This window comes from Limimaricola cinnabarinus, from assembly GCF_047631075.1.
GTDB lineage: Bacteria > Pseudomonadota > Alphaproteobacteria > Rhodobacterales > Rhodobacteraceae > Limimaricola > Limimaricola cinnabarinus.
Map to the genome: position 1 here is coordinate 107833 of NZ_JBLHYX010000011.1, position 12018 is coordinate 119850.

Annotated in this window: 10 protein-coding genes; 7 read left to right on the forward strand and 3 right to left on the reverse strand. The window is 65.7% G+C overall.

From position 1 onward, the window contains the following. Positions 1-19: 19 nt before the first annotated feature. The 7 genes from ACJASC_RS10925 (at position 20) to ACJASC_RS10955 (ending at position 8700) form a co-directional block, all read left to right on the forward strand. The gene (locus tag ACJASC_RS10925; RefSeq protein WP_415145960.1) at positions 20-718 is read left to right on the forward strand and encodes a GntR family transcriptional regulator; all 699 of its coding nucleotides are present in this window, start codon (positions 20-22) and stop codon (positions 716-718) included. A gap of 10 nt (positions 719-728) precedes the next feature. Further along, positions 729-1778, forward strand: coding sequence for an aldo/keto reductase (locus tag ACJASC_RS10930; protein WP_415145989.1), 1050 nt, complete (start codon positions 729-731; stop codon positions 1776-1778). After that, positions 1768-2196, forward strand: a complete 429-nt coding sequence (locus ACJASC_RS10935) for an RbsD/FucU family protein (protein ID WP_415145962.1) — start codon at positions 1768-1770, stop codon at positions 2194-2196. The genes ACJASC_RS10930 and ACJASC_RS10935 overlap by 11 nt, the downstream gene beginning before the upstream one ends. Next, positions 2193-3011, forward strand: a complete 819-nt coding sequence (locus ACJASC_RS10940; protein WP_415145964.1) for an amidohydrolase family protein — start codon at positions 2193-2195, stop codon at positions 3009-3011. Before ACJASC_RS10935 ends, ACJASC_RS10940 begins: the two co-directional genes overlap by 4 nt. A 228-nt stretch (positions 3012-3239) precedes the next feature. Further along, positions 3240-4067: a hypothetical protein gene (locus ACJASC_RS10945; protein WP_415145966.1), complete on the forward strand. Its 828-nt coding sequence runs from the start codon at positions 3240-3242 to the stop codon at positions 4065-4067. Positions 4068-4069: 2 nt separating this feature from the next. Beyond that, positions 4070-6943 (forward strand): bifunctional diguanylate cyclase/phosphodiesterase, encoded by a 2874-nt coding sequence (locus tag ACJASC_RS10950; protein ID WP_415145968.1) that lies wholly within the window; start codon positions 4070-4072, stop codon positions 6941-6943. Positions 6944-7497: 554 nt separating this feature from the next. Beyond that, the gene (locus ACJASC_RS10955) at positions 7498-8700 is read left to right on the forward strand and encodes an ATP-binding protein (protein WP_415145970.1); all 1203 of its coding nucleotides are present in this window, start codon (positions 7498-7500) and stop codon (positions 8698-8700) included. A gap of 542 nt (positions 8701-9242) precedes the next feature. Here the strand turns inward: ACJASC_RS10955 and ACJASC_RS10960 are convergent. The 3 genes from ACJASC_RS10960 to ACJASC_RS10970 all read right to left on the reverse strand — a co-directional run bounded on the left by ACJASC_RS10960 (position 9243) and on the right by ACJASC_RS10970 (position 11627). Continuing rightward, positions 9243-9377 (reverse strand): hypothetical protein, encoded by a 135-nt coding sequence (locus ACJASC_RS10960; RefSeq protein ID WP_415145972.1) that lies wholly within the window; start codon positions 9375-9377, stop codon positions 9243-9245. A gap of 273 nt (positions 9378-9650) precedes the next feature. Continuing rightward, positions 9651-10940, reverse strand: coding sequence for a PQQ-dependent sugar dehydrogenase (locus ACJASC_RS10965; protein ID WP_415145974.1), 1290 nt, complete (start codon positions 10938-10940; stop codon positions 9651-9653). Between the two features lie 126 nt (positions 10941-11066). Then, positions 11067-11627: a c-type cytochrome gene (locus ACJASC_RS10970; protein ID WP_415145976.1), complete on the reverse strand. Its 561-nt coding sequence runs from the start codon at positions 11625-11627 to the stop codon at positions 11067-11069. Between the last annotated feature and the right edge of the window lie 391 nt (positions 11628-12018).

Below are 12018 nucleotides of genomic sequence, written 5' to 3' on the forward strand. Positions count from 1 at the left end.
TCAGTCTAGGAGGTGCGAAATGCCCAAAGCAGACCCCGCTCTGGATATCGGCGGCATGGAAGGCCCGCTCGGCCAGCGGGTCTATGTCACGCTGCGCGACGCGATCCTCGACATGTCGCTCGCGCCCGGAACGGTGCTGCGCAAGGGCGCGCTGTGCGAGCAGCTCGGCGTTTCGCGATCGCCCGTGGCCGAGGCGTTGGGGCGGCTGTCCTCTGACGGGCTTGTCGACATCATTCCGCAATCGGCCACCCGCGTGTCGCGCTTTTCGATGACCGAACTGCGCGAAGAGAATTTCCTGCGCGAAGCGGTGGAGGTGGCGGCGGTGGCGCGGGTCGCGCAGATCCGGACCGACGCTCAGCTCGCCCGGCTGTCACGGAACCTGAAGCTGCAAGGGCTGCTCGTCGAGGATGGCGATTTTCAGGGCTTCTTCGAAGCCGACCTCGAATTTCACGAGCTGATCCTCGGATTTACCGGCTTTCCCAAGGTGGCGCTCGTGGTCGGGCAGATGTCGTTTCAACTGCGCCGCGCGCGGATGCTGATCCTGCCCGAGGCGGGTCGCCCGGCCGAAACGCTGGACGAGCACGGGGCCATCATGCGGGCGATCGAGGCGCGGGACGCCGAGGCCGCGCGCGCGGCGATGTCGCGCCACCTGCGCCAGCTGATCCACAGGATCGAACCGCTCGAACTTCACCACCCCGAATATTTCCGGCCCAGCTGAAAGGGACATGATGACACGCAAGGACACCGTACCGCTGAACGGGCGCACGCCCTCGCCGGTCCACCTGTCGCGCTTGGGCTTCGGCGGGGCGCCCCTGGGCAATCTCTACCGCAAGATCGAGGAGCGCGCGGCGCAGGAGACGCTCGACGCGGCCTGGGCGGCCGGGATCCGCTATTTCGACACGGCCCCGCAATACGGGCTGGGCCGCTCCGAGATGCGGATGGCCGAGGCGCTGCGGCGCTTCGATCCGGATCAGGTGACGCTTTCGACCAAGGTGGGGCGGCTCCTGATCGATTGCGCCCCCGAGGAGGTGACGCCCGAGGCCTTCGTCGACGTGCCGCAAAAGCGCATCGTCTTCGACTACACCCATGACGGCATCATGCGCAGCTTCGAGGACAGCATCGCCCGGCTCGGCACCGACCGGATCGACATGCTGTTCCTGCATGATCTCGACGCGGGCACGCATGGGCAGGCGGGCGAGGACGAGAACCTGCGCCAGCTCTTCAGCGAGGGCGGCTACCGCGCGCTGACCGATCTGCGCGACGCGGGCCGCATTTCGGCGATCGGCGCGGGCGTGAACGCCTGGCAGATCTGCGAGAGGCTTCTGGGCGAGGCGGAGTTCGACGGCTTCCTGCTGGCCGGGCGCTACACGCTTCTGGAGCAGACCGCGCTCGACAGCTTCCTGCCGCTCTGCGAAAGGCGCGATGTCGGGATCATATTGGGCGGGCCCTACAACTCGGGCATTCTCGCCATCGGCGCCGCCCCCGGCGCGCGCTACGACTATGCGCCAGCGCCCGAGGCGGTGCTGGAGCGGGTGCGCCGGATCGAGACGGTTTGCACCGCCCATGCGACGCCGCTCATCGCCGTGGCGCTGCAGTTTCCGCTCGCGCATGCGGCGGTCAGATCGGTGATCCCCGGCGCTTCCAGCGCGGACGAGGTGCGCCGCAACGTCGAGATCCTGCAAACGCCGGTGCCGCCCGCGCTCTGGTCCGACCTGAAGGGCGAGGGGTTGATCCGCGCCGATGCGCCCGTGCCCGAGGAGACGCCCCATGCTGCGTGACATCCCCCCGATCCTGTCGCCCGATCTTTTGTGGAGCCTTCGGGCCATGGGCCACGGAGACGATATCGTCATCGCCGACGCCAATTTCCCCGCCACGGCGTTGGGGGCCCGGTGTCATCGCCTCGACGGGATCTCGGCCACCGAGGTGCTGGAGGCGGTGCTGAAAGTGCTGCCGCTCGACAGCTTCGTGGCCGAGCCCGCGCTGGTGATGGAGGTGGTGGGCGATGCGGCCGCCGTTCCGCCCGTCGTGGAGGCGTTCGGGCGGATCGTCGAGGCGACGGCGGACAACCCTGCGCCGCTGGGCCGGTTGGAGCGCTTTGCCTTCTACGAGCGCGCACGCAGGGCCTTCGCCATCGTGCAAACGGGCGAGAGCCGTCTCTACGGCAACATCATCCTCAAGAAGGGCGTCATCGGGTGATCATCGACGCGCATCAGCATTTCTGGCGGCTCGACCGGGGCGACTATGGCTGGCTGACGCCGGATCTCGCCCCGATCCACCGCGATTTCGGCCCGTCCGATCTTGAGCCGCATCTCGCGCGCCACAGGATCGGCGGCACCGTTCTCGTGCAGGCGGCACCGACGCTGGCCGAAACCGGATACCTGCTGGATCTGGCCACCAAGACCGCCTTCGTGCGCGGCGTGGTCGGCTGGGTCGATTTCGAGGCGCATGATGCGCCCGACGAGATCGCGCGTCTCGCCGCGCATCCCAAGCTGGTCGGCCTGCGCCCGATGATCCAGGACATCGCCGATGACGACTGGATGCTGCGCCCCGATCTGTCGCCCGCCTTCGAGGCGATGATCCGCCATGACCTGACCTTCGACGCGCTGGTGCTGCCCCGGCACCTGCCACGTCTGCGCCGGCTTCTGGCGCGCCATCCCGCGCTGCGCTGCGTGATCGACCATGGCGCCAAGCCCGAGATCGCCCATGGCAGCTTCGACGATTGGGCCGCGCAGATGACGGCGCTGGCCCAGGAGACGACGGCCTGCTGCAAATTGTCGGGCCTTCTGACCGAGGCGGGCGCGGGCGCGGGCCGCGCAAAGGTGGCGCCCTATGCCGCGCATCTTTTGGCGCAATTCGGTCCCTCGCGGCTCATCTGGGGCAGCGACTGGCCGGTCCTGACCCTCGCGGCCAGCTACGAAAGCTGGTTCGAAATGGCTCGGTCCTTCGCCTCGAACGCGCAGGACCGGCAGGCCGTGTTCGGCGGGACCGCCGTGGCGCTCTACCGGCTCTGATCGCTGCCGCGGGGCCAACATCGTCCACCGCGCCGCCGAAGCGCTCGACGGTTCTGTGGCAAGACGGCCATTGACCAACCAGCCGAAACAGTCGCGATCCGTTCGCCTCAGAAATGCCCGACTTCTTAGCAAGAAGTTTACAGGGCGGCGCAGACCTGCGGATCTGGCGGGCTGGCGCAACGGAATACAAGGATCGGGACGATGCAGGATCAGTCATTTACAGGCAGAATGACATGCGCGGGTCTGGCGCTTGCGCTGACGCTGGCCGCGCCGGGCGGGGCCAAGGCCGATGCGGCGGCGATGGACGCGCTGGCCGAACGGGCCGCCGCCGCGATCGGGCGGCTGCATTCCAACGCGCAAAGGGCCTTGGTGACAGTCGCCCAGGACGAGGCCTTCGCGGATTATTTCCACACCCACGACGATGACGACCGGCATCGCCACAAGTCGCGGATCGATCAGGTTTCACTGGCGACGCAGGACAAGTTCCATGTCGAGGAAATGTGCCTGATCGACCCGCAAGGCGCCGAGATCTCGCGCATCGTCGGCGACGAGATCGCGCATGATCTGGCCACCGACGAAGCCGATGCGCCCTTTTTCGCCCCCGGCTTCGCGGCCGGCCACCGGCAGGTCTACACCTCGCCGATCTACCTGTCGCCGGATGCCGACAAATGGGTCGTGGCCTATGTGACGCCGGTGCTGGTCGACGGGGACAAGCGGTCGATCCTGCATTACGAACACGCCTTCACCGCCTATGGAGAGATCCTGCAGCACATGGCCGACCGCGCCGATGGCGCGCTGATGATCGTGGCCGATACCGGGCATGTGATCTTCGACAGCCGCACGCAGATCCCGATCGAGCGGAAGGGCGACCTCGAGGCGCGCGACGACTACTTCGCGAGTTTCGCCCTCTCCGGGCTGGATCTCGCCGGGTTCCGAGAGGCGATCGGCGGCGCGGAGTCGCAGGGCCAAGGCCGCATCACCATGGGCGAGGCCGCGCATGACGCCGCCTTCCGGGTGATCGGGCCCTGGACGCTCATCAGCCTGCAGGCGCTTTGACCATGGCCGCCGCCGTTCCCGGCATCGGTTGGGCCAGAGGGGGCCTGCGTCTGAAGATGGCGGCGACGCTCTTTGCCTGCGCCGTCGTCTCGCTCGGGATCGGCACGCTGGTGGCCACCTATTTCGGCGAGCGCGCGCTGCGCGCCGAGGTCACGGAAAAGGCCGTCCGCGCCCTCGACGCCGACATGCGCGACCTGCAGCGCCAGCTTGATCGCGCGATGTACGACCTGACCACGCTGGCCGAGACCAACGTGATGCAGGACGTGCTGATCGGTGACGGCATCGGCGCGATCGCCGATTCGCTGGCGGCGGTGCGGACGCGCTACCGCGAATTCGCCTCCCTCGTGGTGACGGACGAAAGAGGCGCGGTCATCGCGGCCGACAATCTCGACATCGCGCCGGGGCAGGTGCTCGACATCTATCAGCTGGAGATGGGGCTGATCGGGCTGCCGATGGCGGGGCGGTTCGGCATGCATCCCGAGATCGCGGGGGAATCGTCGCTGTTCAGCGTACCGATCCGGGCCGAATACGACCCGGATACGGTGATCGGCGTGCTGTCCGGCGCGATCGACATGGGCTGGCTGCGCGAACGGCTCGGCCGGGTGCAGATCGGCGACGAGGAACAGGGCGCGCAACGCGCGTTGCTGCTGCGCGACGGCGACGGGCTGCCGCTCTACCGCACCGAGGCCGAGGCGGCCGGCGACATCGTGCAACGCCTGATGGCGACCGGCGCGCAGGGCACGGGCAACACCGGCTCCGATCTCATCACCACGGCGCGGTTTCCTGCAGACAACCGGTTCTGGCATCTCGACCTCGAGATGGTGGCGGGGCTCACCGAGGAGGCCGCCTTCGGCTCGATCACGCAACTCAAGCGCAACCTGATCCTGACCTCCGCGCTGATCGCGCTGATGATGCTGGCCATCGGCTGGTGCCTGTCACGAAGGCTGACCGGCCCGATCACCGCCATGAGCGGGGCGATGAAGCGGTTGTCGCGGGCGGATTGGGACGAAGCCCCCGACGTGACCGAGCTGATCGGCGCCGCGACCATCGCGCGGTCCGACGAGATCGGCCTTCTGGCACGCAGCTTCGACCGGCTGATCACCCAGCTCGCCCAGGCCCGCGCCCGGTTGATCGAACAGTCCGAGGCCGAGATCGCCAAGCGCAACCTGCAGCTCGACGCGGCGCTCAACAACATGTCGCAAGGGTTGTGCATGTATGGCCCCGATGGCGAACTGATCGTGCACAATCAACGCTTCGAAGAGATCTATGGCCTGCCGCCCGGCGCCGTGGAGCCGGGGATGAAGCTCGGGCAGATGCTCCGGGCGATGCGCGCCGCCGGGCACGACATCTCGGGGCAGGACACCGAATTCATGACCACCATCGCACGGCGCGGTGGCGAGAGGCGGATGATGACCCACCTCGCGACGCTGGGCGACGGCCGCGCCCTGTCGGTCTGCTGCGTGCCGATCGCCTCGGGCGGCTGGCTCGCCACCTTCGAGGACGTCACGGAGCGCAAGCGCGACGAGGCGCGGATCGAGCACATGGCGCATCACGACGCCCTGACCGATCTGCCCAACCGGCTGCTCTTTGCCCGCCGGATCGAAGAGATCGTCGCGACGACGGCGCGCGGTCATCAGCATGCCGTGCTTTACCTCGATCTCGACCATTTCAAGTCGGTCAACGATCTGTTTGGCCATCCCGTCGGCGACGAGCTGCTGCGCCAGGTAAGCGCGCGGCTGCGCGCCTGCCTGCGCCCCTCGGGGGTGGTCGCGCGCTTTGGCGGCGACGAGTTCGCGATCATCGAGGGCGACATCGCCTCTGGCGAAGAGGCGCGCAAGCTGGCCGAACGCATCATCGAAGACATCGCCAGACCGTTCGAGATCGACGGCCACCAGATCGCGATCGGCACCAGCATCGGAATTTCGCTCTTTCCCGGTGACGGAAGCGATGCCGAGGCGCTGGTCAAGGCGGCCGATATGGCGCTCTACCGGGCCAAGTCCGACGGGCGCAATGGTTTCCGCTTCTTCGAGCAGGAGATGGACAGCTCGATGCAGCATCGCCGGACACTCGAACGGGATCTCCGTCTGGCTTTGCAGAAGGATGAGTTCGAGGTCTACTACCAGCCCATCGTCAACATGGGGACGAACCGGGTCAGCTGCTTCGAGGCGCTGCTGCGCTGGACGCATCCCGAGCGCGGCGCGGTGTCGCCGGCGGAGTTCATCCCTCTCGCCGAGGAGATCGGCCTGATCGGCGAGATCGGCAACTGGGTGCTGGAGCGCGCCTGCGACGCGGCCGCCGATTGGCCCGCCCATGTTCGCATCGCGGTCAACCTGTCGCCGGCGCAGTTCCGCTCGCAGCAACTGGTCGATCAGGTCGCGCGGGCGCTGGAACGTACCGGCCTCGACCCGCGGCGGCTGGAATTGGAGATCACCGAGTCCGTCCTGCTGCGACAGAGCGAATTGGTGCTGTCGATCCTCAAGCAGTTCCGCGGCATGGGCGTGCGGGTGTCGATGGATGATTTCGGAACGGGCTACAGCTCGCTCGGCTATCTGCGCTCCTTCCCCTTCGACAAGATCAAGATCGACCGCTCCTTCATTCGCGACATCGAGAAGGGCGGCGACGCGCTGTCGATCATCCGGGCGATCACCGGGTTGGGGACGAGCCTCGGCATGACCACCACCGCCGAGGGCGTCGAGACGCTCGAACAGCTCAATCAACTTCGTTCCGAGGGCTGCAACGAGGTTCAGGGTTTCTATTACAGCCCGGCGGTCCGGCTTGGGGGGGTGCCGGCACTGCTCACAGGCATCGGTGCACCCTTGCCCGCGGACACGTCGCCTCAGGAAAATGGCGCGTGGCCAGCTCGGGTGTCCGCCTGAGATGGGGGTCTGGCGTCCTCGTGACGCCCCCCCTCCGGCGGCGGCGTCAGGTGCAGGTCGCGCGCCGATGCTCTCTCGATCCAGAACCCATGCACCACGCCCCGAGCAACGTGTGCGTAGACCCCGGGGCGCGCCGGACGACACGGAAGCCGCTCGGGATTGATGCTCGGCTCTCCCTTGAGGACATAAAGAGATTCGACATCGTTCGAATGCCTGTGGAGCGGCATCATCTCGCCGTATCGGGCTGTTTGATCAATCGTCGCGAAGCCCCGCGGCTGCTGTCGTCGGGGGGCTGGAATATAGGTGTGCGTCCTGCCCAGCCAGCGCAACTCCGCTTCCCCGGGCTCCGTGAAACAGGCACCGGCTAACCGCCCCTCTTCTTTCACATTCGACATGGACGTCGCTTCCCAGAGGATCTTCGGGGGGATGAAGACGGATCGCCATGCTCCGGGCTTTGACCGGGCCGACGTGATGGCGTGCGAGGAGCTGCAAAGCGTCTGAAAAGCGCCGCTCCGCTTTCGGTCGAGCAGCAGGGGCGGCTTGCGTAAGACAAGTTGGATGAGAACCCTCTTTACGCAGACCTACCTCGGCATTACGTAGGTTATGCATGGCCTACGTATGGATGCGTAATGACGAGTTCTCTCCATGTCCCCCGTGCGGAGGATGCCGCCCGGATCGCCTCACTGCTGACGCCCGATCCGCTGACAGGCTCGCTCGCCGGATTGTTCCTCGCGGCCCCGCGCCGGACCGGAAAAACCACCTTCCTGCGCTCTGATCTCATTCCACACCTCGCAAACAAGAACTATGCCGTCATCTATGTCGACCTGTGGTCCGATCGGTCCGCCGACCCGGCCGACCTCATCGTCTCGCGGATCACGACCGCGCTGGAGCAGCATGACGGCCTGATCTCGCGCATGCGCAAGAACAGCCCCGTCGATCGGGTCGGAATGCTGGGGTTTTCGGTCGGGCTGAAGGAGGGCGGCCCTTGGTCCGGCACCATTGCCGATGCCCTCGAGGATCTGATCAAGGCGACCGGCAAGGATCTGGTGGTCATCATCGACGAGGCGCAGCAGGCGGTCGAGACGGATGCCGGGCTCAATGCCATGTTCGCGCTGAAGGCCGCGCGCGACGCGATCAACCAAGCGCCGGGGGACCGGCACCTCTATCTCCTGATGACGGGCTCGCATCGCGACAAGCTGTCGACCCTTGTACAGAACCGGCAGGCCCCGTTCTTCGGTGGTATCGTCAGGCCCTTCCCCCCGCTTGGGTCGTCCTACATCGACAGCATGGCCGCGCGCGTGAACGAAGCCCTTGCCGAGACCGCGAAACTTTCTCCGGAGGATCTCGAAGCGGCTTTCGATGTGGTCGGGCGGCGGCCGGAATTGCTGACCGATTGCCTGCGGGATCTGATCTTTGCGCCTGAAGGCGCCGGGCCGGAGGCGCTGAAGCGCATCGCGTCCGAACGAAAGGCGCAAGCCGAGATCGACACGCTCTCGGAGATCGCTTCGATGACCCCGCTGCAGCAGGGGATCTTGCGTCTCATGGCGAGAAAGGGACTGGCGTTCCAGCCTTTCTCGGAGGAAACGCGCGAAGCCCTGAAGGATGTTCATCGCGGCCGAGTGCCGGCCGTGACGACGGTCCAGACGGCCCTTGCAGCCCTTCGGGAGAAGGGCTTTGTCTGGCGCCGGGAATATGGCCAGTACATTCTCGACAATGCGGACATCGCGGTCGCTCTGGCCCGGTCCGACGACGCCTGACGAGGCGTGGCCGCTCCGGGCAAAGCCGGAGCGGCAGGAGCGGACAAGGATGTCATTCTGGCTTTTCGCTTGTCGCCTGACGCTGAAGACCGAGACCGGCGGTGGGAAAGTGAGCCGCGTCAGTGGCGGGGTGATCCTCCTTTCTCGACGCGCTCTCTCAGAAGCTGGCCCATGCCCTGCCCGCCTTTTGCATCTCGTGCTGTAGCCCGCGCAGGTTGAGCAATCAGGCTCACACTCATTTCGAACCTTTCGGGCATTGGCCATGAGCCGACAAAGGACATCACGAAGGTGCGGTACCGGAGAGGTTCCAACCGCTGGCGCGTGGGGGCGATCGAGCTTTCACGGTGATGAGGAAAGCGCATGAGCGAAATCATCGACTAACAGGGAGCGGGCGGACCCGAAGACGGTCAGTGGGTATCCGACAACATTGTGTGGGGCAGCGTGCCGCTGGCTGTGATCTTCGTCTTCCTCGAATGGCGGCTGATGGTGAACGTGCTTTACCGGTTCAAGCTGGACGCGATCCCGAGCGGACGCGGGATGATTCAGAGCCGCCAGCCGAGCTTGAACGGATGGGCCAAAGCGAGAAGATCGTCGCTGGCGCATTCCTTCGGTTGAAGGGACTTTTTGGCCAGAAGAAGATCCTTGCCAGAAACAGGTCGATTGATGGCTTGAGCCATGCGCGGAGGAGCGACCGCTGCTGAATATATTCAGCATGGGTGTCGGGGGCGGCTCTGTGGCGCCAACGGAGTGCCGGGATGGATATTATCTGTCCGGCCCGGTCGCCGGAACGCATGAGCAGCAAACCGAGGCCGCTCGGCATACTCGAGGCATGGACCGCTTCGAAGAAGTGGCCGTTCGTTGCCCGGCGAACCGGGTTTCGCCGCCGGACTTGGGTTTGGTGTGCTGCGCCGCTTGCGGGCGGCGCAGCCAGTGAAGCCTCGTTCCCAGGCTCAGTTGGAAGGCGTGAGTTTGTGAATCATGCCTTCGTCGACAGCGGTATAGAGGCTGCCATCCGGCCCCAGGACCAGAGAGCGGAACCGCCCCGCTTCCATCGGCAGGGTCATCTCCGTCACATCGAGCACGGCGAGATCGTCGTCGAGCTGCATGACGTCGATCCGTTGACCGATCGGTGTGCCACCAAAGCCGATGCCCATGATGCCGACAACCATCGCACCATCCCAGTCGCCCCACTGCTCACCGGTCAGGAAGGCCGCCGAGGAGGTCCCCTGCGACCAGCCGTTGTTGTCCCAGATCGGCGGCATGGCGTCAGGATAGGTCTCGAGATCCGTCATCGGCATGAAGGCCGCCCGCTCGTAGCGGTTCATGCCCTCCATCTGGTTCGGGCTGTAGCCGCAGTAGTCGTCGGGGCAATCTTCGCGACCGGCCATGTTCGAACGCGGATCCCAGCCGGCGTTGCCGCCGTTTTCAAGCACCGTGATCTCGTCAGAGTGCCAAGGCCCGTGCTCGGCAGCGATCGGGGTGCCGGTGCCCGGGTGGAAGGCGATGCCCTGTACGTTGCGATGACCGTAGGTGTAGGTGCGATCGTCGAAACCCTCGGGCGGGCTGTTTTCGGGATGCGCGTTGCCGTCGGTGTCGATGCGCAGCACCTTCGAACCCATCAGCGTCGGGCTTTGCGGGATCTCCTCGTTGTGGTTGTCGCCGGTGGTCAGCCACAGCGCACCGTCGGGGCCAAACCGCACCCGGCCGCCATTATGCGCGCCCGGACCGCCGAACGGGTGGTCGGACGCCTCCATCTTGTAGGGCACATCGTCGACGATGTCGGTCCGGTCCGATACGCCGGTGAAATCCTCGTTCACCGCGAGCCGCATCAGCCGATTGGTGTGCGGGTCGGACATGTTCGAGGTGGAGTAGACGTAGATGCGTCGGTTCTCCGTGAAGTCCGGGTCGACCGCCACGCCCATCATGCCGGCCTGGCCTTCGCAGAACAGGTCGTCCTCGGTGCTGGGATACCCCTCCGTTTCGCTCATTCCGAGGAGGGCATTGACGTCGCCGGAGGGCATCCGGACGGAAAGGCCCTTGCATTTCTCCGTGAAGAACATCGTTCCGTCATCGAGGAAAGCCATGTCCCAAGGGTTCTCCAGCCCTTCGAGCACAACCTCGTGCTGCAGGCTCGAGGTATTGGTCCCGGTTTGCGCGGAAGCCGTCGTACCGAGGGCCAGCACGCCCGCGAGAACCGGAACGAGCCCGGGCAGCGCGGTTCTGCATTTCAATAGTGTCATCTCTTCTCCTCCCAAAGAATTCCAACAGGTCTCCGCCTGAACGGCAGTGATGAAGCTAGGGCGATCTCGCGGATGCGCCGCGAAAAACAGTATGACGGCTGCGTATCGCCCGATATGGACAATCGATCACTCGATTCCGGTCGCGATATAGGCCGCGACGTTGGCAATCTCGTCATCCGAGAGCTTGGCCGCCACCGGCATCATCAGCGCCGAATTCGGGCCCACCTTCTCGCCGGCGCGATACTGCTGGAGACGCGAGGCGAGGTAGTCGGCATCGTGGCCCACGAGCTTCGGAAAGCTCGCCATGCCCTGCGCCTTGGGCCCGTGACAGGCGCGGCAGACCTTCTTGTAGAGATCTTCCCCTGCATCGAGATCGGCGGAGGCGACATCGACGGCGGCTCCATCCGCCGCCTCGCCCTGCGCATCGACCTCGTCGGATACGCCCTCGGCGGCGGCGCGACAGGCGGAGAACTCCTCTTGCGAGACCATTCCATCCTCGTCGAGATCCATCTCGGCGAACTCGGATGCGTGCCGGGCCTCGGCATCCGACTCCTCATCCGGGGCATAATCGGCGGTGCAGAAAGATGCTTCGGCATAGCCGGTTTCGGTGTCGTCGTTCTGCTGGGCCGCCGCCGGCAACGCCAGCCCGAGGGCGAGCAGGGCGGCGGAGCCAAATACGAGCTTCATGATGCAGTCTCCTATGGCGGTCATGGAGGCCGGGCGGACCGATGGCGCGGCCGGCTCCGTACAGCAAGATAGCGGCCGCCTAGCCATTGAATAGGTCAAATATTCTGAGAAAGGAGCGTGACCCGCCACGGAAGAGCTTCTCCGGCTGTATGGCATGAGCCGGAGGTCCGGCATCCACGAAGGTGGCAAGGGCCGGGAATATGGCCGGGTCGCATACGGTGCTCGTACTGTGCGACGAGGATCGGTGCGAAACTCGTTCGGGACGTGACCTGCCCCCCTCGAGATCCCTCAGTCTGATGTAGAGTTTGCTCAATTGCAAAGGAGCAGACGATGCGAAAGAGCCGCTTCACCGAGGCGCAGATCATCGGGATGATCAAGGAGCAGGAAGCCG